General features: G+C 41.3%; 19 protein-coding genes, 3 rRNA genes and 1 riboswitch. Of the genes, 1 reads left to right on the top strand and 21 read right to left on the bottom strand.

The genetic code is table 11. The features are described from left to right. Positions 1-16: 16 nt before the first annotated feature. The 5 genes from pcrA to RCG20_RS13025 all read right to left on the bottom strand — a co-directional run bounded on the left by pcrA (position 17) and on the right by RCG20_RS13025 (position 6,366). Positions 17-2,257 (bottom strand): DNA helicase PcrA, encoded by a 2,241-nt coding sequence (gene pcrA / locus RCG20_RS13045; protein ID WP_308180560.1) that lies wholly within the window; start codon positions 2,255-2,257, stop codon positions 17-19. Between the two features lie 73 nt (positions 2,258-2,330). Next, entirely contained in the window at positions 2,331-3,014 is a 684-nt protein-coding gene (locus RCG20_RS13040; protein WP_308180559.1) for a heptaprenylglyceryl phosphate synthase, read from the bottom strand. 125 nt (positions 3,015-3,139) lie between these two features. Next, positions 3,140-3,472: a YerC/YecD family TrpR-related protein gene (locus RCG20_RS13035; RefSeq protein WP_308180558.1), complete on the bottom strand. Its 333-nt coding sequence runs from the start codon at positions 3,470-3,472 to the stop codon at positions 3,140-3,142. 21 nt (positions 3,473-3,493) lie between these two features. Beyond that, entirely contained in the window at positions 3,494-4,540 is a 1,047-nt protein-coding gene (locus tag RCG20_RS13030; RefSeq protein ID WP_308180557.1) for a DUF3048 domain-containing protein, read from the bottom strand. Between the two features lie 80 nt (positions 4,541-4,620). Further along, positions 4,621-6,366 carry an adenine deaminase C-terminal domain-containing protein gene (locus tag RCG20_RS13025; RefSeq protein ID WP_308180555.1) on the bottom strand — a complete coding sequence of 582 codons (1,746 nt, stop codon included), beginning with the start codon at positions 6,364-6,366 and terminating at the stop codon, positions 4,621-4,623. Positions 6,367-6,604: 238 nt separating this feature from the next. On the opposite strand from RCG20_RS13025, the gene RCG20_RS13020 reads away from it, so the two are divergent. Further along, complete coding sequence (locus tag RCG20_RS13020) at positions 6,605-6,904, top strand: YgaP family membrane protein (RefSeq protein ID WP_308180554.1); 300 nt, start codon at positions 6,605-6,607, stop codon at positions 6,902-6,904. A 51-nt stretch (positions 6,905-6,955) separates the two neighbouring features. On the opposite strand, the gene purD is transcribed toward RCG20_RS13020, so the two are convergent. The 16 genes from purD to RCG20_RS12940 all read right to left on the bottom strand — a co-directional run bounded on the left by purD (position 6,956) and on the right by RCG20_RS12940 (position 25,428). After that, entirely contained in the window at positions 6,956-8,221 is a 1,266-nt protein-coding gene (gene purD, locus RCG20_RS13015; RefSeq protein ID WP_308180553.1) for a phosphoribosylamine--glycine ligase, read from the bottom strand. Between the two features lie 18 nt (positions 8,222-8,239). Next, complete coding sequence (gene purH, locus RCG20_RS13010; protein ID WP_308180552.1) at positions 8,240-9,778, bottom strand: bifunctional phosphoribosylaminoimidazolecarboxamide formyltransferase/IMP cyclohydrolase; 1,539 nt, start codon at positions 9,776-9,778, stop codon at positions 8,240-8,242. Continuing rightward, positions 9,753-10,355 (bottom strand): phosphoribosylglycinamide formyltransferase, encoded by a 603-nt coding sequence (gene purN / locus RCG20_RS13005; RefSeq protein ID WP_308180551.1) that lies wholly within the window; start codon positions 10,353-10,355, stop codon positions 9,753-9,755. Before purN ends, purH begins: the two co-directional genes overlap by 26 nt. Beyond that, positions 10,352-11,389, bottom strand: coding sequence for a phosphoribosylformylglycinamidine cyclo-ligase (purM, locus tag RCG20_RS13000; protein WP_308180550.1), 1,038 nt, complete (start codon positions 11,387-11,389; stop codon positions 10,352-10,354). The genes purN and purM overlap by 4 nt, the downstream gene beginning before the upstream one ends. A 19-nt stretch (positions 11,390-11,408) precedes the next feature. Beyond that, a complete protein-coding gene (purF, locus tag RCG20_RS12995) occupies positions 11,409-12,821 on the bottom strand; it encodes an amidophosphoribosyltransferase (RefSeq protein WP_308180549.1) in 1,413 nt (470 codons plus the stop codon). Beyond that, the gene (gene purL / locus RCG20_RS12990) at positions 12,806-15,019 is read right to left on the bottom strand and encodes a phosphoribosylformylglycinamidine synthase subunit PurL (RefSeq protein WP_308180547.1); all 2,214 of its coding nucleotides are present in this window, start codon (positions 15,017-15,019) and stop codon (positions 12,806-12,808) included. The genes purF and purL overlap by 16 nt, the downstream gene beginning before the upstream one ends. Then, entirely contained in the window at positions 15,006-15,689 is a 684-nt protein-coding gene (purQ, locus tag RCG20_RS12985; protein WP_308180546.1) for a phosphoribosylformylglycinamidine synthase subunit PurQ, read from the bottom strand. Before purQ ends, purL begins: the two co-directional genes overlap by 14 nt. Further along, positions 15,686-15,940 carry a phosphoribosylformylglycinamidine synthase subunit PurS gene (gene purS / locus RCG20_RS12980; protein ID WP_308180545.1) on the bottom strand — a complete coding sequence of 85 codons (255 nt, stop codon included), beginning with the start codon at positions 15,938-15,940 and terminating at the stop codon, positions 15,686-15,688. Before purS ends, purQ begins: the two co-directional genes overlap by 4 nt. Further along, on the bottom strand, positions 15,933-16,646 hold the full coding sequence (gene purC, locus RCG20_RS12975) for a phosphoribosylaminoimidazolesuccinocarboxamide synthase (RefSeq protein ID WP_308180544.1): 714 nt from the start codon (positions 16,644-16,646) through the stop codon (positions 15,933-15,935). Before purC ends, purS begins: the two co-directional genes overlap by 8 nt. 79 nt (positions 16,647-16,725) lie before the next feature. Continuing rightward, entirely contained in the window at positions 16,726-18,018 is a 1,293-nt protein-coding gene (purB, locus tag RCG20_RS12970; RefSeq protein ID WP_308180543.1) for an adenylosuccinate lyase, read from the bottom strand. Then, entirely contained in the window at positions 18,015-19,181 is a 1,167-nt protein-coding gene (gene purK / locus RCG20_RS12965; protein WP_308180542.1) for a 5-(carboxyamino)imidazole ribonucleotide synthase, read from the bottom strand. Before purK ends, purB begins: the two co-directional genes overlap by 4 nt. Then, on the bottom strand, positions 19,168-19,656 hold the full coding sequence (purE, locus tag RCG20_RS12960; protein WP_308180541.1) for a 5-(carboxyamino)imidazole ribonucleotide mutase: 489 nt from the start codon (positions 19,654-19,656) through the stop codon (positions 19,168-19,170). The genes purK and purE overlap by 14 nt, the downstream gene beginning before the upstream one ends. 293 nt (positions 19,657-19,949) lie before the next feature. Next, positions 19,950-20,051, bottom strand: a riboswitch (purine riboswitch). Positions 20,052-20,159: 108 nt separating this feature from the next. After that, positions 20,160-20,363 (bottom strand): NETI motif-containing protein, encoded by a 204-nt coding sequence (locus RCG20_RS12955; protein WP_308180540.1) that lies wholly within the window; start codon positions 20,361-20,363, stop codon positions 20,160-20,162. A 104-nt stretch (positions 20,364-20,467) separates the two neighbouring features. Beyond that, positions 20,468-20,583: ribosomal RNA gene (rrf, locus tag RCG20_RS12950) — 5S ribosomal RNA — on the bottom strand. Between the two features lie 77 nt (positions 20,584-20,660). Continuing rightward, positions 20,661-23,595 (bottom strand): 23S ribosomal RNA (locus RCG20_RS12945). A 284-nt stretch (positions 23,596-23,879) separates the two neighbouring features. Then, positions 23,880-25,428 (bottom strand): 16S ribosomal RNA (locus RCG20_RS12940). The 16S, 23S and 5S rRNA genes sit together here, the layout of an rRNA operon. Positions 25,429-25,603 lie beyond the last annotated feature (175 nt).

Raw genomic sequence — 25,603 nt, 5'->3', positions numbered from 1 at the left:
TTTCTTAATGGAAATCTTATGCCCTTTTAATTGGAGCAAATTTTGCAAGGAGACGCTTAATACCTGTCGGGCTTGGGAAAGCAATATCGAGTTCAATTCCTTCACCTTCACCTTTTACACTTACTACCGTTCCTGTACCCCATTTGCCATGTTCCGCTTTATCGCCCACTTTCCAGGCAAACTCATCTCCACCTGTTGTTGATGCAACTGGACGCATAATCGATTTTCTTGCTGCTGGAGTCCCAAAGGAAGCTCCATTTGAACCATATGCCGTCCCCTTAGAGCCAAATGATCCCATTCTTTTTGCAGGCTTCTCTACACCTTCTAAGAGGTCCTGAGGGATTTCGCTGATAAACCTAGAAGCTGGATTCATATTTGTCCTACCAAATAATGTTCTCATTTGAGCATTAGTCACAAACAAACTTTGTTCGGCTCTTGTAATTCCTACATAGGCTAGACGGCGTTCCTCTTCCATTTCTGCTTCTTCCATTAAAGAGCGGCTGTGAGGGAATACCCCTTCTTCCAACCCAATTAAGAAGACAACAGGAAATTCCAAGCCTTTTGCAGAATGTAAAGTCATCAAAACAACCGCATCTGCTTCTGCACCTTCATCATCCATTGAATCAATATCGGCAACAAGAGCTAAATCAGTTAAAAAGGCAACCAAACTCTTATCTTCACTTGTCTTTTCAAAGTTCTTTGTGACTGATAATAATTCATCAAGGTTTTCAAGTCGGCTCTGTGCTTCAATTGATTTTTCGGCTTTGAGCATTTCTCGGTACCCTGATTTTTCTAAAATTTCCTCAACTAATTCTGTAACGGAAACGTATTCCTGCATTTGGGTATAATTATTAATCAAATTACGAAATTCAGCCGCTGCCCTTGTCGTTTTCGGGCTTAGGCCCACCAATTCAATTGAATCCAACGTATGATAAAGAGATAGATCATGCATAGTTGCAAAATTGGCCATTTTATCGACTGAACTTGAACCAATCCCTCGTTTAGGCACATTTATCACGCGCTGTAGGCTGATATCATCATCTGGGTTGGAGATTAAGCGAAGATAAGCAAGCATGTCCTTAATTTCTTTACGATCATAGAACTTCGTACCACCAACAATTGAGTAGTTAATATTCGATTTTAACAGTACTTCCTCCATCACACGGGACTGGGCGTTTGTTCGATAAAGAATAGCTATATCAGAAAGCTTATACTTTCCATCTTCAGATAGTTCTTTAATTTTCCCCGTAACAAATTGGGCCTCTCCCTGTTCACTATCTGCACGATAATAGACAATTTTGTTACCTTCCGGATTTTCTGTCCATAAATTTTTGGGCTTTCGGTTCATGTTTTTGGCGATAACCTCATTAGCTGCCAGTAAAATCCTTTTTGTCGAACGGTAATTTTGTTCAAGTAAAATGACAGTTACATTTGGATAGTCTTTTTCAAACGAAAGGATATTTGCGATATCTGCGCCTCTCCATCTATAAATCGATTGATCTGAGTCCCCAACAACACAAAGATTCTTAAAACGGTCAGCCATCAACTTGACTAAAAGATATTGTGCTTTGTTGGTATCTTGATACTCATCAACATGTATATATTGGAATTTGCGTTGATAATACTCTAAAACCTCTGGAACGCGCCTAAATAGTAGAATCGTTGACATAATCAGATCATCAAAGTCAAGGGCCTGATTCTTCCTTAGCCGTTTTTGGTATTCACTATAAACATCACTAATAACCTGATCAAAATACCCACCTGCGGTTTTCGCATATTCATCTGGCTCAATTAATTCATTTTTGGCAGAACTAATTGATCCAAGAATTGCACGTGGATCAAACTTCTTTGGATCAATATTTTTATCCTTTAGGATACCTTTAATAACTGAGAGCTGATCCGTTGTATCGAGAATAGTAAAATTACGATTAAAGCCAATTCGATCAATATCTCTCCGCAAAATTCTTACACACATCGAGTGAAATGTTGATATCCAAATCTGTTCAGCTACTCCGCCCATCATTTTTGAAATTCGGTCTCTCATTTCTCTCGCTGCTTTGTTTGTAAATGTAAGGGCCAAAATATTGTAAGGGTTAACCCCTTTTTCCACCATTAAATAGGCAATTCGATGCGTTAACACTCTCGTCTTGCCACTTCCAGCACCCGCCATAATTAGAAGGGGGCCATCTGTTGCCTTAACTGCGCTTTGTTGCTCTGGATTCAAGCCATTTATTAATTTATCTGTTAAATATTGCAATTACTTCACCACCATAATAGAACACATGTTCTTTTTTATTGATTTTACCATTTTATTTCATTCTAAACAATCATTATCGGATACTTTTGACCGTTTTTAACGCTTCATCAATATTTTCATAAATGACATTTCCAACCACGATTACATCTGCATGCTTGGCCATATTGACAGCTTGTTCAACAGTTGAAATCCCGCCACCATAAAAAAGAATTGTTTTTTCGAGAACATTTTTGACATCTGCAACCAACTGAACATCCCCATATACACCACTATATTCGATGTAAAAAATCGGCAGCTGAAACATTTTTTCAGCCATGATGGCATAAGCAGTAATGTCATCGCTTGTTAAATCAGTATGAACAGTTGTAAGCTTAGCAGCTTTACAATCCTTGTTTACTATACAATAGCCCTCCATGACGATCTCGTCCCAATTCATAACTGCACCATATTCTTTTACAGCCTGATGATGTAGTTCTGTAATCCATTTTGTATCCTGACTATTTAAAATGGTTGGGATAAAATATAGATCAAACCCTGGGGTAATCGTATCAATAGTTGAAACCTCTAGTACACACGGAACTGTATACCTTCGGATTCTTGCCATTAAGTCTAGAACATTTTCGAGAGTTACCCCATCTGTTCCGCCAACAATTACTGCGTCCGTGCCGGATTCGCAAATTCTTTCCAAATCCTTTTCTGATATTTCTTTATTTGGGTCAAGTTTAAACACATGGCGCCATTGGCGAAAATCGTACATCCAAAAATCCTCCCATTCACTATTCCATTACAACATTATAGCACTTGCTAAAAACGATTCAAAAAAAAAATAGTCCATTCTAAGCTTAGAAATAAAACCCATTAGAAGAGAAAAAAAACCGAAGATTAATTCTTCGGCTCTTGCGCTACATCTTCCATTGTCTCTTCAGGTCCTTTGATTCGGTCCAACGCTAATTCATAGGCGTCATTTCCATAATTCAAACAACGTTTAACACGAGAAATAGTTGCTGTACTTGCACCTGTTTCTGTTTCAATTTTATGATAGGTTTTTCCATCACGCAACATTCTTGCAACTTCAAGACGTTGTGCCAATGATTGAATTTCATTGATTGTACAAAGGTCATCAAAGAAACTATAACATTCTTCTAAATCCTTTAATGAAAGAACCGCCTGAAATAATTGATCGAGCGTTTTCCCTCTTAATTTATTTATTTGCATTTTTTATACCCCTTTGAATTCTTATTTTACATTAAATGAAACACTCTTAAGTAAACCTGGCTTCGTTGGAATAACATTGACCCATGTCTTCCCCTGAACAAAAGGAACTTCTTTCCCATCTTTAAATGGGATAATTCTTCCGTTGTCATTTTTCCATTCTACTTCATTTACCTTTCCCTTTTGAAGCAAATAGGCTTGTCCTCCGGATGTCAGATCAACTGCTCGACGTCCATAAGAATCTATTAATTGGTGATCCATTTCAACAATAAAGATATTATCGAGTAGGATAGGCTGTTTTGTTTTTAAATCAATGGTTTGTTCTCCACTTGTAAAGCGCTTGTACTTTCCAATAGACGAGTCATATTCGTAGATACAATCAAATATATTATGTGAAAAATACGATACCATCACAGAGGTGGCAGTTTTGCCCGTTAATTTCAGGCTCTCATCTTTTGTTAAAAATGTAAAAGCAGGAGGAGTCGCATCCATCGAATAGTTTTTCAGTTTGACTCCTTTTAAAATATTTTCATACGTAATATAGGAATTATGAGGCGGTTTTCGGAAGTTGGCTCGTTTAAAAAGCGTTCCATCATAAACCATTCCATTAAGATTATCGATATATCCACTATTTAGCATTTTCTTTGCTTCCGGACTGTAACCGTGTGCGATATACAATGCCTTTAATCCTTTAGCGATGTCTATATAATAATCCCTGGCACTACGAACAGGTCCAATATTTTCAGGCTTTTCACTTTGAAATACAGCAAGGAAGCGAGTAATATCTCCTTCAGCAAGAATTTCATAGACAATATCGGCTTTATTCAAACCAGACTGTGGTCTTGCTTTCGGAAAATTATTAATCATCACTGCAACTGCTCTACCATCTGTTTTTGTCTCTGATCCTACCCCAGTTAATGGATAATAATATGGGAATTCATTTTCCGATTTGGCGTTTTTTTCTACTTTTGTTACTTCCTTTGCTTTTTTGACTGGTTTGGCTTGATCCTTTTGACTACAACCTGATAGCAGTAAAAAAGCAATAACAGCTGCAGCAGTCCACTTTTTCATATTATCAATACACCCCTATACTAATCATCGTGGTGTTAGAACTTTCTAGCTGTATTTTATTAGTTAATTTCTTTTACATTTTAACGCATTATCGACGGAAAGAGTACTGTTTTGTTCATCACATCATACATCCCTTGTTGGGTAATACGGATGTAAGGTAAATGAGTTGAAGAAAAGAAGAGCAAACTGTAAATAGGATCTGAAAAATGATAGCCACGTTTAATCAGTTCCTTGTGTAATTTTTTTTCATGAATCATTATTTCTTCAACAGGAAGATCGGACATTATCCCACCTAGTGGCAATGAAATTTCACAAACGATTTGATTTTCTTCTGCCATGACGATTCCCCCGCCAAGCTCTTTCATTCGATTAAATGCGCAAATCATATCCTGTTTATTTTTCCCAATCAATATAATATCACCTGTATTTGAATACGAGCTAGCAAGGCCGGATAATTTATTGGCAAACCCCTTCAAAATCGTATTAATTCTCCATTTTCCAAAGCGATCAATTAAAGTAAAAAAGCATTCATCTATATCATCTGGTAGTTCATCCAACGATACATCAATCGCGATCGAATACGGTTTCGTAATCACTGAATTTTCCATCTTAATCCCAAAAGGCATGGAGAACTGCAAATCATCTATTTTTAAATCCCACTTTATTTCCATCGGAGAAAACCCATATTCATCCCAATTTGCAATAGTTGAAAATTCCTCCATTGCCTCTCCATTCCGTTTTAGCCATTTTCCTTTGGCAAGTACTGAGATAGGAGTCGGATTGTTGATATCTGATAAGAAGTTAATATTAGCAACTCTACCTGTTGCGATATTGCCATGTAAATGCTCAATATTATAATAACGAGCCACATTAATAGTTGCCATATTATAAGCATCAATAGGAGGAATCCCTTTTTCAATCGCAATCTGAATCATTCGATCAATAATGCCTTGTTCATAAAAGCTAGATGATGATCCATCCGTAGTAAACATTAACCGATCATAGGACTCGATCTCCAATCGTTTCATCTCATCCAACAAATAAGGTAAATCAGGTCGAATGGAAGAATAGCGCAAAGAAACCATATATCCCTGCATTAATCGATTGTATATTTCTTCTCCTGTCATTGATTCATGATCACAGTCGGCTCCAAATAGCATCATCTTTGCTAATGTCTTTTCAGATGCCCCCGGAAAATGACCTTCAATTTGTTTACGCATACGCTTTGCCTCTTGAATCCAATGAAGCATCATGTCGTCGCCGGCGAGCAGCTTGGGCCAACCAGTGAGCTCTCCCCCTTGAAGTACAGCATCATGTTCAAGCCAAGTCTTCACGTTACTATGTGAGAAGATTTCATTTTCATCTAAAATTTCCGTTTGTGCATCAAAACGACTCCACCAATACATAGAAGCAGGAGTTGAGCGCAAATCCCTAATTAACGAAAACGCTTCCTTTTTTTTCAAATGTAAAATCAATGCCATATTATCATTTATTAACGTTGTTGTTCCTAACTGTGACGCATAAGCCGCGAGTGTCTGGGGATTATATAATTGAAATGGGTGGGCATGTGGTTCAATATAACCCGGAACAAGAATTTCATTTGTACAGTCAATGACTTCACAATTTTCATGGCTTACTGGCAAATTGTCTCCGACATATACAATTCGATCCTCATAAATCCAAATATTTGCTCGCATCCATTTGCGAAATGTCTGATTTAAATACAATGCATTTTTTAAAAGAATAGTCGGTGCATATTTTCCATCTAAAATGGATACATGTTGACGAATTTGTTTATTTTTCCAGCGATAGCGTTGCTCTAACACATGCATCCCTCCATCTATAATAAGTAAATTTTTTGGCTTTTTTGGAAAAGAAAGCACTTACAAAGTGCTTTAGTTTTATACTAACATATTTGCCCATTTAACGCTTTAAAGAATCATGAAAATTTTTCAAAAGTTTGTGAACAAGTGAACAATATAATATAGCTAGCTTATATAATAACATATTTATCCGCTTGATGGATGACTATTTCTTTAAAAAATTTATGGAGGAGTGAAAAAAATGAATGTAAAGCCTAATATCGGCGTTTTAAATGCATTAATTCGGATTACGATTGGTTTGACTATCCTATCATGGAGCACAGCAAAACTGGTTAAACGCCCATGGAGAGATTCTTATTTGGTGATGGCAATGCTTGGTGCCATGAAAGTAGCAGAGGGAATTGTTCGTTATTGTCCAATAACCGCAATGTATGAAAAGTGTCCAGTTATGAAACCTGATCATAATGAAGCTGATCGATCATTAGATGATTTAGAAGAAAGTTTAGATGGGGAACAAATTTTACCTTACAGTCCATCCTAAAATTTTAAAGCATAGTAAGGGGCTGTCCATTAATTTGGCCAGCCCTTCAATTTATCTTATTCCCAAAGCTCTAAAACCAATGTCTTTTCGATAAAATATACCGTTACACTTCAACTTTTCAAGTTCTTTATAGACTTTTTTACAAGCCTCTTCTAAATTTTTATCCATGGCTCCTACCAGGAGAACCCTTCCCCCTGCTGTTTCAAATTCACCAAATTCGTTTTGAACCGTCCCGGCATGGAAGGTGTAAACATCAGGATTAATATCAGCTAACCCTGTCAAAACAGCACCCTTTTGATATTCTCCAGGATATCCTTTTGAAGCCACAACTACGCCAACCATCTTCCGTTCATCCCAAATTAATTCAGGTGAACCACCACTAATAATCTCTACTATCGTTTCGACTAAATCCGATTTTAGCCTTGGCAATATCACCTGTGTTTCTGGATCGCCGAAACGAGCATTAAATTCGATGACTTTGGGACCCTCAACAGTATTAATTAAACCCGCATATAAAATTCCACAAAAGCTTCGGCCTTCCTGAACAAGTGCTTTAGCTGCAGGCTTCAGAACCTTTTCAATCGCTTCATTAACCGTATTATCGCCAATTTGCGGGACAGGTGAATAAGCACCCATACCACCCGTATTGGGACCAAGGTCCCCATCGAATGCTCGTTTATGATCCTGTGCAATCTCTAGTGGGATCACTACTTCACCATTTACGAAAGCCATTAGTGAAAATTCCTCACCGCTTAAAAACTCTTCTATCACAACACTTGATGAAGCTATTCCAAATTTTTGATCAAGCAGCATTTCTTCCAAGCTTATTAGAGCTTCCTCTTTTGTTAAAGCAACAGTTACACCTTTTCCAGCTGCTAATCCGTCTGCCTTAATGACAATAGGGGCGCCTTTTTCCTCAACGTATTTTCTCGCTTCTTCAAAAGAAGAGAAGACTGCATATTCAGCAGTTGGAATCTGATATTTTTTCATTATTTCTTTTGCAAATGACTTACTTCCTTCAATTTCTGCAGCTGCTTGGCTTGGTCCAAATACGCGTAAACCTGCTGCTTGAAACTTGTCTGCGAGACCTGCGAGGAGGGGCGTTTCGGGTCCAATGATTGTCAAACTAACTTGCTGATCCAAGGCAAATTGAACAAGTTGTTCAGAATCATTTTCTTGAATTAGAACCAGATCTGCTACATCCGTCATCCCAGCATTACCGGGTGCAACAAATACCTTTTCAACTTTCTTGCTTTCCCTCACTTTTCGGCAGATGGCATGCTCTCTGCCACCACGTCCAATGATTAGTACGTTCAAATAACTCGCCTCCAATCATTAATGTTTAAAATGCCTTACTCCCGTAAACACCATGGCAATTCCATATTCGTCTGCTTTTTTAATTGAATCCTCGTCACGAATTGATCCACCGGTTTGAATAATTGCCGTTATTCCTGCTTTTGCAGCTACCTCTACCGTATCATTCATTGGGAAGAAGGCATCTGATGCAAGACAAGCTCCTTCAGCTTTAGCTCCCGCTTGTTTTAAGGCAATTTCTGCTGATCCCACCCTGTTCATTTGTCCTGCTCCAATACCAAGTGTCATATCCTCACTAGCAACGACAATGGCATTCGATTTCACATGTTTTACAACTCTCCAGCCAAGCTTTAATGATTCCCATTCTGCTTCTGTTGGTTGTCTTTTTGTTGGAATGGTGATGGTTGCATCCTCTAATGTGTAGCGATCTTGCTCCTGGGTTAGCAATCCACCTTCGATCGTAACCATTTTAAATTCCGCTTTGTTCACTTGATCAAATGGAATCGTTAATAAGCGAAGATTCTTTTTCCCTGTTAATATATCCAATGCTTCCTTTGAGAAGGATGGCGCGATGATGATTTCTAGGAAAATTTCGTGAAGCTTCCTTGCTGTTTCTGCGTCTACTTCCCTGTTAAAAGCGATAATACCGCCAAATATGGAGACTGGATCGGCAGCAAATGCTTTTGAAAATGCGTCATATACCTTACTTCCTGTCCCAACTCCACACGGATTCATATGCTTAACAGCAACAGCTGTTGGTTCCGTAAATTCTTTCACAATTTGCAAAGCTGCATCTGCATCATTGATATTATTATAGGAAAGTTCTTTTCCGTGGAGCTGCTTGGCATTAGCAATTGAGAATGCTGAACCAAGTGGTTTTTTATAAAAGGCAGCTTTCTGATGTGGATTTTCTCCATAACGAAGAGTTTGCTTTAAATCGTAAGTTACGGTTAATTTTTCTGGAGTTTCTTCTTGAACTAGGTCTGTCATATATTCAGCTATAAGTGCATCATATGCTGCTGTATGACGGAAAACCTTTGCAGCTAGTTTTTTTCTTGTATCCAAGCTTGTTTTACCTACCGCTTTTAATTCTGCAATAACCATTTCGTAGTCAGTTGGATCAACTAGAGCCGTCACATATTGATGGTTTTTAGCAGATGACCTTAGCATTGATGGACCGCCAATATCAATATTTTCAATCGCATCATCAACTGTTACATTAGGGTTTTCAATTGTCTGCTGGAAAGGGTACAAATTAACACACACAAGCTGGATGGGATGGATCCTGTGTTCTTCAAGTTGCTGTTTGTGCTCCAAGACATCATGTTTTGCCAAAAGGCCCCCATGGATCAATGGATTTAATGTTTTGACACGCCCTTCTAAAATCTCAGGAAACCCTGTTACGTCACTAACTCCCATGACGGGCACTTCATGTTCCTGTAATACCCTTTTCGTTCCGCCTGTAGAAATAATTTCAAAGCCAAGGCTGACAAGCTCCTTGGCAAAATCAACTATTCCGCTCTTATCTGAAACACTAATTAGTGCGCGCTTTTTTTCCATAGATTTCTCCTCCTTGTGTTAACAGCATTTGCAAAGTTGATGGATAAAGCTTGTGTTCAATCGAATGGATCTTCCCTTGTAAACTTTCTCTTGTTTCAAATTGATCCAATCTAACGCGCTCTTGGACAATAATCGGACCTGTGTCCATTCCTTTATCGACAAAATGAATGGTCACACCACTCACTTTTACTTTCGCGTCGAGGGCTTGACCAATTGCATCTTTACCTGGAAAATCCGGGAGTAATGAAGGATGAATATTGACGATTCGCCCCTCATATTCTTCTAATAATGTGTCACCGATTAGCCTCATGTACCCTGCAAGCACCACAAATTCAACACCCTTGGATTTAAGCTCAGTTGCTATGTCTTTTTCATAATCTTCCTTGCTAGTATAATCCTTTGGGTTAAAAATAAAGCTTGGAATCCCTGCAACTCTTGCACGCTTAATCGCATAAGCATTAGGTTTATCACAAACGAGGATAGAAATATTTGCATCAAGTTCTCCAGCTTGAATCACATCAATGATCGCTTGAAAGTTGCTTCCGCTCCCTGATGCAAACACTGCGATATTTTTCATTTACTTCCTCCACAGTAGTTAATTTGAATCCCTTCCTGCTCCGTCACAACTCCAATTTCATAGGCTGTTTCCCCGCATTGCCTAAAATGCTCAAGAATGCCTTTAGCATCTTGCTTATCCGCTGCAATTACCATTCCTACACCCATATTAAAAATATTATACATTTCTTTATGGTCAATCTCACCACGTGAAGAAATGAGCTTAAATATAGAAGGAATATTCCAGTTTTCTTCAAAAAGCTCTGCTCCAAGTTGATTTGGTAGCATACGCGGAATATTTTCGATAAATCCGCCGCCAGTAATGTGTGCCATCCCTTTTAACTTGAATTTTTTTAATGCTGATAAAATTGGCTTCACATAAATTTTTGTCGGGCGAAGTAGTTCTTCCCCAAGTGTACAACCTAATTCTTCAATATAATCTTTTATAGACCATTCTTTTAAAAGTACTTTTCTAACAAGTGAATAGCCATTGCTGTGGATTCCGCTTGAGGCTAACCCAATCAGGACATCTCCTGGCTGAATATTCTCACCTGTGATCAGATCTGCCTTTTCACACGCACCTACTGCAAATCCTGCGAGATCATACTCACTTGGATCGTACAATCCTGGCATTTCAGCTGTTTCACCACCGATTAACGCACAGCCAGCCTGCTCACAGCCAGCAGCTATTCCCTTGACAATTGCTTCGATTCGTTCAGGGTTTGCTTCTCCACACGCAATGTAATCGAGCAAGTAAATAGGCTCTGCCCCTTGGACAACGATATCATTGACACACATGGCAACTGCATCAATTCCAATCGTGTCATGTTGATCCATCATAAATGCGACCACTAGTTTTGTGCCGACTCCGTCTGTACCCGAAACAAGTACAGGCTCTTTTAAATTTAAGATAGAGAGATCGAACATGCCTCCAAATCCGCCCAATCCGCCTATCACGCCAGCACGAGATGTTTTTTGGACATGCTTTTTCATTCTAGATACGGCTTCATATCCGGCTTCGATATTAACTCCGGCTTGCTTATATGCGTTTGACATTGCAGACCCTCCTATATAACTATTTTCGATTCGAATTTGCAAGTAAATCAGGATAGATTTCTGTTGGATAATCTCCTGTAAAACAGCAGAGATTATAACCAGCAGTTCCGCCCTCTTCATGCCTGCCAACGGCATCAATCATTCCATCTACACTTAAAAACGTTAGTGAATCTGCACCAATAAGTTCTCTCATTTCTTCAATCGAATTATTAGCTGCAATTAATTCTTCTGTTGTGGATATATCAATTCCATAATAACTCGGATATTTTATAGGTGGTGAACCAATGACCACATGTACCTCTACAGCGCCCGCATCTTTTAGCATCTGAACAATTCGCTTGCTTGTTGTTCCCCGAACAATCGAATCATCCACCATAATCACTCGTTTTCCCTCAACGACTCCTCGAACCGGGGAAAGCTTCATTTTTACACCCTGTTCCCTTAATGACTGGGAAGGCTGGATAAATGTTCTGCCAACATAGCGGTTCTTAATTAATCCCATCTCATATGGAATCCCAGATGCCTCTGCATAGCCATGTGCAGCCGAGATACTTGAATCAGGAACCCCTGTTACTAAATCAGCATCAATTTGTGCCTCCATCGCAAGCCTTTTCCCTAGGTTCTTCCGAGCGGTGTGGACGTTAATTCCATGAATGTTACTATCAGGCCTTGAAAAATAAATAAATTCCATCATATCGATTGCAGTCTTTGAACTAATGGCAAATTGCTCTGATGTAAACCCAAATTCATTCAAAATAATTAATTCTCCAGGTCTAACATCTCGAATAAATTCAGCTCCAATAACATCAAAGGCACATGTTTCCGAAGCAACAACATATGCTTCGCCAAGACGTCCTATTGATAGCGGCTTTATGCCATCAGGATCAAGTGCAATCAGTAGCTCTTTTTCCGTCATGATGAGGTAAGCATATGCCCCTTTTAGAATTGAAAGAGCATTTTTCACTTGATCTTTTAAAAGGGGAAACCCACTTCTTTTCATCAAATGGGCTAAAACTTCTGTATCTGAGCTTGTTTGGAAAATACTTCCCTGTGCTTCAAGTTGATATTTTAACTGATGGACATTGACGATATTTCCATTATGAGCAAGCGCCAGACTGCTTGTTTGTGAATGAAACAGTAGAGGCTGGACATTTTCATACCCACCACCACCTGCTGTTGAATAGCGAACATGCCCAATCGCAGATGTCCCTTTCAATTCTTGCATAACATTTGATGTGAAAACTTCTGTTACAAGACCTTCGCCTTTTACTACTTTAAGAGCTTCTCCGTCCGAAACAACGATACCTGTTCCTTCCTGTCCACGGTGTTGGAGTGCATGAAGTCCATAATAGGTAATTTGAGCAGCATCTGGGTGGTTCCAAATACCGAAAACCCCACATTCTTCATTTAATCCCTTTATTTCAGCAAGCATGTGATAGCCCCTTTCCATGCATCCTTTAATTTGGCAACAGATGCTTCGAGTACAAGTTTGTCTTTGCTTAAAATTTGTAATGTAGCAGAATTGTTTACTTCCCCGATGAGTTTTGCATCAATTATTTTTTCAAACGCAGTTTGATGTTCCTTTTTCACAGAGATGAGGAAACGAGATTGCGTTTCACTGAATAATGCAGATACCAAATTTCCTTCAACTTCCAACTCTGCACCGAGGTGATCAGCTCCAAAAAGGCTTTCTGCAATTGCTACTGCTAAACCACCTTCAGAAAGATCATGTGCGGATTGAACAAATCCAGCACGGATCGCCTCTAAGACTTGTGCCTGTCTTTCTTTCTCGATTTCAATCTCTAATTCTGGGGCTTTACCGAAAATCTGTCCGTTAAGAAGTTTTTGTAGTTCACTTCCGCCGAATTCATCCATTGTTTCCCCCACAAGATAGATTAGATCTCCGCTATTTTTAAAATGTTGGGTAGTAATATGGTCAATATCTGTTACTAATCCAACCATGCCAATTACTGGTGTTGGATAAATAGCTGTTCCACTTGTTTCATTGTATAGAGATACGTTTCCACCAATAACAGGTGTATTTAAAGCACGGCAAGCAGCACTAATCCCATCAGCCGCTTTTTCAATTTGCCAGAAGACTTCTGGCTTTTCTGGATTTCCGAAGTTTAAGTTATCGGTAATCGCTAACGGCTCCGCTCCTGAACAAACAATATTCCGGGCTGCTTCAGCTACTGCGATTTTCCCACCCATTTCAGGGTCCAAATAAACATAACGAGAGTTACAATCAGTTGTCATCGCTAATGCTTTACGAGTGCCACGAATCCGGACAACGGCTGCATCGGATCCAGGTGAAACAACTGTGTTTGTACGAACCATGTAATCGTATTGTTGATAAACCCATTCCTTACTAGCAATTGTCGGCTGACTTAAAAGTTTTAAAAGTACATCTTTATAATCATCTACTTGAGGAATTGTATTCTCCATCGCCTGGAATTCTTGAAAATAGCTTGGTTCTTTTGATGGCATATTGTAAACAGGGGCATCTTCTGCTAATGCATCCGCTGGCACATCTGCAACGATTTCCCCATTATGATACAAACGAAGCATTTTATCATCGGTTACCTTACCAATCGAGACTGCTTCTAAACCATACTTTGCAAAAAGGTCCACGATTTCTTGTTCTTTTCCTTTTTGCACAACGATCAGCATTCGTTCCTGTGACTCAGACAGCATCATTTCATATGCAGTCATTCCCGTTTCCCGTTGCGGAACAAGATCTAAATTCATCTCAATACCCATTCCTGCTTTACTTGCCATTTCTGCTGATGAACTGATCAAACCTGCTGCACCCATATCTTGGATTCCAACAAGTGATTCATAATGAATCAGTTCCAAACAGGCTTCTAGTAGCAGTTTCTCCATAAATGGATCGCCTACCTGAACAGCTGGACGCTTTTCATCCGATTGTTCAGTCAATTCTTCTGACGCAAAAGTAGCACCATGAATTCCATCACGTCCTGTTTTTGCCCCTACATACATAACGGTATTACCTGCTCCATGTGCCTGGCCTTTTTTGATATCTTTATGATCAATTAAGCCCACACACATTGCATTTACTAACGGATTTCCTTCATAAGATGAATCGAATTGAACTTCTCCCCCAACCGTCGGAATACCAATACAGTTTCCATAACCCGCTATTCCAGCTACAACCTCTTTAAATAAATACTGAACACGTGGCGAGGTAAGTTCTCCAAAACGGAGTGAATTCAACATCGCAATTGGTCTTGCTCCCATTGAAAAAACATCGCGGATGATTCCACCCACACCTGTTGCCGCACCTTGATATGGCTCAATCGCTGACGGGTGATTATGGCTTTCAATTTTAAATACAACAGCCTGTTTATCGCCGATATCAACTACTCCGGCTCCTTCTCCAGGACCTTGAAGGACCCGTTCCCCTGTCGTTGGGAATCTTTTTAGGACAGGCTTCGAGGTTTTATAACTACAATGCTCTGACCACATAACGGAGAAAAGGCCTGTTTCAGTATAATTAGGGGTACGCCCCAGAATATTTTCAACCATTGTAAATTCCGCATCAGAAAAACCCATTTGTCGATATACCTTTTCTGCTTTGATTTGTTCCGGACTTGGCTCAAGCTTTAACATATGCTTCACTCCAGTTCTTTACAATTGATTGAAACATCTTAAGGCCATCCGAACCGCCTAAAAGATCATCCACTGCTCGTTCAGGGTGAGGCATCATCCCTAGGACGTTCCCTTTCTCATTAACAATACCGGCGATATTAGCGAGACTTCCATTTGGATTTTTTCCATGGTAGGTAAAAACGATTTGGTTATTCGCTGTTAATCTGGCTAACGTTTCTTGATCACAATAATAATTACCTTCCCCATGAGCAATCGGAATCATAATGGTTTGGTCTTGACTCAACTCGCTAGTAAACATTGTTCTGTTGTTTTCTACCTTTAATTCCACTGGCTTGCAAATAAAGGATAGGCTTTCGTTCCTTCTCATTGCACCTGGTAATAATCCTGCTTCTAGTAAAATTTGAAATCCATTGCAAACGCCAAGAATAGGTTTACCTGCTTCTGCTGCTTTCACCACTTCTTTCATGACATTACTGAAACGTGCGATTGCTCCGGAGCGCAAGTAATCACCATATGAAAACCCACCTGGAAGCAAAATCCCATCAAACTCATCCAAACTCTCCGTGTCATGCCATACATATTCAACCTGTTCACCAAGTTCGTCTTTAATGGCGTGGTACATATCTACATCGCAATTGGATCCTGGAAAGACGATCACAGCAAACTTCACTGAGGAACACACTCCTCTACATCGTAACGGTAATCTTCAATAACGGTATTTGCTAATAAACGGCTACAAATCTCATTAATCACTTCATCTATATTGCGTTCAGATTTCTCAATGGATAATTCCATATACTTACCGATTCGCACATCCGCAACTTCACGATAATTTAAGGAATGTAATGAATTTTTCACAGCTGTTCCTTGGGGATCCAAAACACTTTCTCTTAACGTTACATAAACCTTAACTTTATACATGCTTGTGTCCTCCAATTTTCGCTAAAATTGTTTCATATGCATCTGTTAAACTTCCTAGATCACGGCGAAATACATCCTTATCGAGCTTTTCATTCGTCTTTTTATCCCAGAGCCTGCATGTATCAGGTGATATCTCATCTGCAAGGAGAATGTTGCCTTTATTGTCTTTGCCAAACTCAACTTTAAAGTCTATGAGGCGGATACCGAGTTCATCAAAAAAGCTCGATAAAACTGCATTTACTTCTAGTGCCTTTTCTTTTAGAACTGCTATTTCAGCAAGTGAAGCAAGTTTTAGTTCAAGAATATGATCAATCGTTAAGAGTGGATCTCCCAACTCATCATTTTTTAGGTAAAACTCAATGATTGGTGCTGATAATTCGTTTCCTTCTTCAATTCCCAACCTTTTTGAAAAGCTCCCAGCTGCCACATTGCGAACGACTGTTTCAAGCGAAATAATCGTTACTTTTTTTACAAGCTGTTCCGTATCCGAAATTTGCTCAATAAAATGTGACTCAATCCCCTGCTCTTTTAATTTTAAAAACAACAAACTAGTAATTTCGTTATTTAAACGACCCTTGCCTGTAATTTCAGCCTTCTTTACTCCGTTAAAAGCAGTTGCAGAATCCTTATACTCAACCAAAACCGTATTTTCATCATCCGTTTTGAAAATTCTTTTCGCCTTGCCTTCGTACAGAAGTTCTTTCATGGGAGTGCCTCCTATTTTTTTAAAAATTGGGAATTTTCCGTATATAATTTAAGGTAGAGAAGGGGCTAGACCCCTTCCTTTATAACCCTAAACGATCAAAAATAGTATCAACATGCTGGAGATGGTAGTTGTAATCAAAGCAATCTTCAATTTCTTCTGAAGAAAGCAACGATGAAATCTTTTCATTTGCTTCGACTAAGCTACGAAATGAAACTTGGTTTTCCCATGCTTCCATCGCTCTTGGCTGAACCGTATCATATGCTTCTTCCCTTGAAAGTCCTTTATCAATAAGAGCGAGAAGAACACGTTGTGAATAAATCAACCCAAGAGTCCGATCCATATTTCTCTTCATATTTTCCGGATAGACAGTCAAGTTTTTGATAATATTACCAAAGCGATTTAGCATATAATTTAATCCAATCGTAGCATCCGGTAAAATGATCCGTTCAGCAGATGAATGAGATATATCGCGTTCATGCCAAAGTGGAACATTTTCATACGCTGTAAGCATGTAACCACGAATAACTCGTGCAATCCCGGTCATATTTTCTGAACCAATTGGATTCCGTTTATGTGGCATTGCTGAAGATCCTTTTTGCCCTTTTGCAAAAAACTCTTCCACTTCTCTTGTTTCACTTTTTTGCAATCCACGAACTTCAACAGCAAATTTTTCAATCGATGTCGCAATTAAAGCTAATGTTGATAGATAATGGGCATGACGATCACGCTGCAAGGTCTGGGTTGAAATCGGTGCACTTTGAAGACCAAGATTTTCACAAACATACTTTTCTACAGAAGGATCAATATTCGCATACGTACCAACTGCCCCAGATATTTTTCCAAATTCGATACCAGTAGCTGCCTGTTTAAAACGCTCAAGGTTTCGTTTCATTTCCTCATACCAAAGAGCTAGCTTTAATCCAAATGTGGTTGGCTCCGCATGTACTCCATGAGTCCGACCCATCATAACTGTTAATTTATGTTCCTTCGCCTTATTCTTTAAAATTTCAATAAAATTCTCAATGTCTTTTAATAGAATTTGATTGGCCTGCTTTAATACGTAAGAAAGGGCAGTGTCTACGACATCGGTTGAAGTTAATCCGTAGTGAACCCACTTTCTTTCTTCCCCTAATGTTTCAGAAACAGCACGAGTAAATGCAACAACATCATGTCTTGTTTCCTCTTCAATTTCCTTAATTCTAGCAGTATCGAAGGATGCATTTTCACGGATCTTTTGGACATCCTCTTTTGGAATATCTCCTAGTAAAGACCATGCCTCACAGGCAAGAATTTCTACTTCAAGCCACGCTTTAAAACGATTTTCTTCTGTCCAAATTGCTCCCATTTCTGGGCGGGTATAACGATCAATCATCTTTTTTCCCCCAAAGTTAGTTTTTCTATATCGCTTTCCCAGACACGACTGTTTATTGCTTCTTCCATTGCGGCATCGGTTGAATCATGAAGAATGGTCACATGCCCCATCTTCCTTTTTTGCTTAGGTTCTTTTTTTCCATAAAAATGGACTTTCCAATCCGATAATTTTGACCACATTTCTAAAATTTTCGATTGATGTTCTCCTAATATATTAACCATTACCGCTGGTTTTAATAGTGCAGTATTGCCAAACGGTAAATGACAAACAGCCCTGATATGCTGTTCAAATTGTGAAGTTTCACAAGCTTCAATCGTATAATGACCTGAATTATGCGGTCTTGGAGCAAGCTCATTAATATAAATCTCATCTTTATCTGTCAAAAACATTTCAACCGCAAGTGTTCCAACAAGTTGAAAAGATTCTGCAAGCTGTTTTGCGTACTGAATCGCCTTTTCTTCTACACTGTTACTAATTCTTGCAGGTACAATGGTTTGGTGAAGAATATTATCAATATGAATATTTTCCGCAACAGGAAAAACGGATGTCTCACCGTTAGTATTTCTCGTTAAAATAATGGAAATTTCCTTTTTAAATGAAACCCATTTTTCTAGGACACATGGACCTTGATGAAGTAGCTCCGTTGCTTTTACTAGGTCTTGCTCATTTCGTATAACTTGTTGCCCTTTTCCATCGTACCCGCCGCGGGAAGTCTTTAACACAGCCGGAAAGCCAAGCCTCTCCATATTATCATAAATTTCATCAATCTTTGTAATTATGGCAAATGGAGCAACCTCCGCCCCAGCCTTCTGGATCGCCTTTTTTTCCTTGATACGGTCTTGTGAAATTTCAAGTAATGCTGTTCCCTGCGGCACATTAGCATGATCACAGAGCCATTCTAATGCACTTGAATCGATATTTTCAAATTCATATGTGATAACGTCACTTACTTTGGCTAGATTCTTTATGGCGTCCAGGTCATTATAGGATCCAATAATCCTATGGTCTGCTACCTGCCCGCATGGTGAGTCTATATCAGGATCAAGAACAGCAACCCTATAACCCATTGGTTTAGCAGCGAGTGCCATCATTCTTCCTAATTGGCCTCCACCTATAATACCGATTGTTTGTCCTGGAAGAATAACCGTATTAGACAAGTTCATCACTACTTTCTATCGCGGCAATTTTTGCTTCATTTCTCCGTTTTTCAAGTTTTTCTACCAACTCTAGTTCGGTTATCGATAAAATTTGTGCCGCTAACAGGCCTGCATTTGTAGCACCTGCGACTCCGATTGCCACGGTTGCAACTGGAACACCCGCAGGCATTTGTACAATCGAAAGCAATGAATCAAGTCCATTCAATGCTTTCGATTGTATAGGAACTCCGATGACCGGAATAGTGGTTTTTGCAGCTACCATACCTGGTAAATGGGCAGCCCCACCCGCTCCAGCGATGATAACTTTTATTCCTCTTTTTCTCGCAGATTCCGCATGTTCAAACATTAGATCAGGAGTGCGATGTGCAGAAACTACTTTTTTTTCATAAGGGACTTCTAATTGATCAAGAATTTCACATGCATATTTCATCGTTTCCCAATCAGATTTACTTCCCATGATGACAGAAATCTTTACAGTCATGCTACTCCATCCCCATTTCAATATAAAAGTTTTGTAACAACAATGGGCAACTATGAATTTGAACAATAATCCTATTAAAAACTTTTATCACGATAATAAACGATGTGAGCTGATCCAAACCTTAGTTTACTCAGTAAAATATGATTTCTATACAATCCAAATAGTTTTCCAATATAAATAGCCCGAAAACAGATACTTCCCCATATTTTAAATGAGAGAAAGTAGTCTGCTCGGGCTAAAAATTTGAACAGCAAAATACCCTAAAATGAAAAACATTCGTTTTTCATTTCTAGTGAATTTCCACTTTCCCTCATAGTCCAATCATTTACGGTAATTAGGTAGAGACTCATGGGCCATATTCCCATTATTATACGAGGGTCAATCTTATATTTAGTTATTTTATTACCCCTATTGTAACAACTTACGGTATGATCGGTCAAGAAAAACGAACATTTTTTTATCAAAAATATTTAATGTTCGCTTTTTATTTGACATATCCACATTTATTCAGAAGCAATTGCTTCAAAAATAATTTGTCTACTAACAGGTTCATATGATTTTTCTTTCCCATTCATAACTTCTCGGAAAATGGGCTTTTCTACACGGCGAACAGGGGTATACCCCTGTTTCTTCATCCGATCTAAACACGCATCGATCGTTTCATTTTCCTGAACTTCAAAGGTTATTTTCTTTCTTCCATTATTCATGAAAATAGATTCCCTCTTCTCAGTATTATAGTTAAATCATATCTTAAATTATTTTACTATAGTAGACAAAAAGGACAACCCAATTAAGGTTGTCCTTTTAATTTGCCCGGCAACGTCCTACTCTCACAGGGACAAAGTCCCAACTACCATCGGCGCAAAGAAGCTTAACTTCCGTGTTCGGTATGGGAACGGGTGTGACCTTCTTGCCGTAATTACCGGACTATTTTCTTTTGAGGATTATTCCCTCAAAACTAGATAACGTTAGAAGAAGAAGTAAAACACGAGATCGCTTTAAAAATGGTTAAGTCCTCGATCGATTAGTATCAGTCAGCTCCACATGTTGCCACGCTTCCACCTCTGACCTATCAACCTGATCATCTTTCAGGGATCTTACTAGCTTGACGCTATGGGAAATCTCATCTTGAGGGGGGCTTCATGCTTAGATGCTTTCAGCACTTATCCCGTCCGCACATAGCTACCCAGCGATGCCTTTGGCAAGACAACTGGTACACCAGCGGTGCGTCCATCCCGGTCCTCTCGTACTAAGGACAGCTCCTCTCAAATTTCCTGCGCCCACGACGGATAGGGACCGAACTGTCTCACGACGTTCTGAACCCAGCTCGCGTACCGCTTTAATGGGCGAACAGCCCAACCCTTGGGACCGACTACAGCCCCAGGATGCGATGAGCCGACATCGAGGTGCCAAACCTCCCCGTCGATGTGGACTCTTGGGGAGATAAGCCTGTTATCCCCGGGGTAGCTTTTATCCGTTGAGCGATGGCCCTTCCATGCGGAACCACCGGATCACTAAGCCCGACTTTCGTCCCTGCTCGACTTGTAGGTCTCGCAGTCAAGCTCCCTTGTGCCTTTACACTCTACGAATGATTTCCAACCATTCTGAGGGAACCTTTGGGCGCCTCCGTTACTCTTTAGGAGGCGACCGCCCCAGTCAAACTGCCCACCTGACACTGTCTCCCACCCAGATATGTGGGTGTGGGTTAGAATTTCAATACAGCCAGGGTAGTATCCCACCGACGCCTCCACCGAAGCTAGCGCTCCGGCTTCTCAGGCTCCTACCTATCCTGTACAAGCTGTACCAAAATTCAATATCAGGCTACAGTAAAGCTCCACGGGGTCTTTCCGTCCTGTCGCGGGTAACCTGCATCTTCACAGGTACTATAATTTCACCGAGTCTCTCGTTGAGACAGTGCCCAGATCGTTACGCCTTTCGTGCGGGTCGGAACTTACCCGACAAGGAATTTCGCTACCTTAGGACCGTTATAGTTACGGCCGCCGTTTACTGGGGCTTCAATTCAGAGCTTCGCTTGCGCTAACCCCTCCTTTTAACCTTCCAGCACCGGGCAGGCGTCAGCCCCTATACTTCGCCTTGCGGCTTCGCAGAGACCTGTGTTTTTGCTAAACAGTCGCCTGGGCCTATTCACTGCGGCTCTTCGAGGCTATTCACCCAAAGAGCACCCCTTCTCCCGAAGTTACGGGGTCATTTTGCCGAGTTCCTTAACGAGAGTTCTCTCGCTCACCTTAGGATTCTCTCCTCGCCTACCTGTGTCGGTTTGCGGTACGGGCACCATTTATCTCGCTAGAGGCTTTTCTTGGCAGTGTGGAATCAGGAACTTCGGTACTAAATTTCCCTCGCTATCACAGCTCAGCCTTCACGCCAGCGGGATTTGCCTCACTGACAGCCTAACTGCTTAGACGCGCATATCCAACAGCGCGCTTACCCTATCCTTCTGCGTCCCCCCATTGCTCAAACGATAAAGAGGTGGTACAGGAATATCAACCTGTTATCCATCGCCTACGCCTTTCGGCCTCGGCTTAGGTCCCGACTAACCCTGAGCGGACGAGCCTTCCTCAGGAAACCTTGGGCATTCGGTGGATGAGATTCTCACTCATCTTTCGCTACTCATACCGGCATTCTCACTTCTAAGCGCTCCACTAGTCCTTACGATCTAGCTTCAACGCCCTTAGAACGCTCTCCTACCACTGACATCTAAGATGTCAATCCACAGCTTCGGTGATACGTTTAGCCCCGGTACATTTTCGGCGCAGAGTCACTCGACCAGTGAGCTATTACGCACTCTTTAAATGGTGGCTGCTTCTGAGCCAACATCCTGGTTGTCTAAGCAACTCCACATCCTTTTCCACTTAACGTATACTTTGGGACCTTAGCTGGTGGTCTGGGCTGTTTCCCTCTTGACTACGGATCTTATCACTCGCAGTCTGACTCCCACGGATAAGTCTTTGGCATTCGGAGTTTGTCTGAATTCGGTAACCCGATGAGGGCCCCTAGTCCAAACAGTGCTCTACCTCCAAGACTCTTACTACGTGAGGCTAGCCCTAAAGCTATTTCGGAGAGAACCAGCTATCTCCAAGTTCGATTGGAATTTCTCCGCTACCCACACCTCATCCCCGCACTTTTCAACGTGCGTGGGTTCGGGCCTCCATCCAGTGTTACCTGGACTTCACCCTGGACATGGGTAGATCACCTGGTTTCGGGTCTACGACCACATACTCATTCGCCCTATTCAGACTCGCTTTCGCTGCGGCTCCGTCTTTTCAACTTAACCTTGCATGTAATCGTAACTCGCCGGTTCATTCTACAAAAGGCACGCCATTACCCATTAATGGGCTTTGACTACTTGTAGGCACACGGTTTCAGGAACTATTTCACTCCCCTTCCGGGGTGCTTTTCACCTTTCCCTCACGGTACTGGTTCACTATCGGTCACTAGGGAGTATTTAGCCTTGGGAGATGGTCCTCCCTGCTTCCGACCGGATTTCACGTGTCCGGCCGTACTCAGGATCCACTCAGGAGGGAACGAAGTTTCAACTACAGGGCTTTTACCTTCTACGGCTGACCTTTCCAGGTCGCTTCATTTACCCCGTTCCTTTGTAACTCCATGTTGAGTGTCCTACAACCCCAAGAGGCAAGCCTCTTGGTTTGGGCTATTTCCCGTTTCGCTCGCCGCTACTCAGGGAATCGCGTTTGCTTTCTCTTCCTCCGGGTACTTAGATGTTTCAGTTCCCCGGGTCTACCTTCAATACCCTATGTATTCAGGTAAAGATACTGCTCCATTACGAACAGTGGGTTCCCCCATTCGGAAATCTCCGGATCAAAGCTTACTTACAGCTCCCCGAAGCATATCGGTGTTAGTCCCGTCCTTCATCGGCTCCTAGTGCCAAGGCATTCACCGTGCGCCCTTTCTAACTTAACCTATAGACAAATGATCAGTAATGAATTTCTTCATCAGCTGGTTTGTCTTACTACTCTTATAAATAAGAGAGAAAACTAAAATGGCGATTACTCGGTTCTTACTTTGACTTCTTCTTACGATTATCTAGTTTTCAAGGAACAATACTTCATCTTGCCTTGCGATAATGACTACTCGCAGAGACAAAAAAATAAAGCTTCGAGGAATTACTCCCTCAAAACTAAACAAACAAGAAACGTCAGAGCAAACATTTTATATCTGACCCAAAGTCAGAATATATTCCTTAGAAAGGAGGTGATCCAGCCGCACCTTCCGATACGGCTACCTTGTTACGACTTCACCCCAATCATCTGTCCCACCTTAGGCGGCTGGCTCCTTACGGTTACCCCACCGACTTCGGGTGTTACAAACTCTCGTGGTGTGACGGGCGGTGTGTACAAGGCCCGGGAACGTATTCACCGCGGCATGCTGATCCGCGATTACTAGCGATTCCAGCTTCATGTAGGCGAGTTGCAGCCTACAATCCGAACTGAGAATGGTTTTATGGGATTCGCTTAACCTCGCGGTTTTGCAGCCCTTTGTACCATCCATTGTAGCACGTGTGTAGCCCAGGTCATAAGGGGCATGATGATTTGACGTCATCCCCACCTTCCTCCGGTTTGTCACCGGCAGTCACCTTAGAGTGCCCAACTGAATGCTGGCAACTAAGATCAAGGGTTGCGCTCGTTGCGGGACTTAACCCAACATCTCACGACACGAGCTGACGACAACCATGCACCACCTGTCACTCTGTCCCCCGAAGGGGAAAGCCCTATCTCTAGGGTTGTCAGAGGATGTCAAGACCTGGTAAGGTTCTTCGCGTTGCTTCGAATTAAACCACATGCTCCACCGCTTGTGCGGGCCCCCGTCAATTCCTTTGAGTTTCAGCCTTGCGGCCGTACTCCCCAGGCGGAGTGCTTAATGCGTTAGCTGCAGCACTAAAGGGCGGAAACCCTCTAACACTTAGCACTCATCGTTTACGGCGTGGACTACCAGGGTATCTAATCCTGTTTGCTCCCCACGCTTTCGCGCCTCAGCGTCAGTTACAGACCAGAAAGTCGCCTTCGCCACTGGTGTTCCTCCACATCTCTACGCATTTCACCGCTACACGTGGAATTCCACTTTCCTCTTCTGTACTCAAGTCCCCAGTTTCCAATGACCCTCCACGGTTGAGCCGTGGGCTTTCACATCAGACTTAAAGGACCGCCTGCGCGCGCTTTACGCCCAATAATTCCGGACAACGCTTGCCACCTACGTATTACCGCGGCTGCTGGCACGTAGTTAGCCGTGGCTTTCTGGTTAGGTACCGTCAAGGTACCGGCAGTTACTCCGATACTTGTTCTTCCCTAACAACAGAACTTTACGACCCGAAGGCCTTCATCGTTCACGCGGCGTTGCTCCGTCAGACTTTCGTCCATTGCGGAAGATTCCCTACTGCTGCCTCCCGTAGGAGTCTGGGCCGTGTCTCAGTCCCAGTGTGGCCGATCACCCTCTCAGGTCGGCTACGCATCGTCGCCTTGGTGAGCCGTTACCTCACCAACTAGCTAATGCGCCGCGGGCCCATCTGTAAGTGACAGCCGAAACCGTCTTTCAGCTTTCCCTCATGTGAGGAAAAGGATTATCCGGTATTAGCTCCGGTTTCCCGAAGTTATCCCAGTCTTACAGGCAGGTTGCCCACGTGTTACTCACCCGTCCGCCGCTAATTTTTAGGAGCAAGCTCCTAAAAATTCGCTCGACTTGCATGTATTAGGCACGCCGCCAGCGTTCGTCCTGAGCCAGGATCAAACTCTCCATAAAAGAAAGTATGAGTTTAGCTCATAGTTTACGTTGGCTAGTGTTGCTATAAGCAAACACTATATTTTTGTTTGTTTGTTTGTTGACGTTTTTGTTTGTTTAGTTTTCAAGGATCAATTCACTATTTTAAATCATTTGTTCGTTACTTCGTTTTCAGAAGCAACTCTATTAGTATATC

The organism is Neobacillus sp. PS3-40, assembly GCF_030915485.1.
GTDB lineage: Bacteria > Bacillota > Bacilli > Bacillales > Cytobacillaceae > JAUZPL01.
This window is presented reverse-complemented; position numbering and strand designations above follow the sequence as displayed.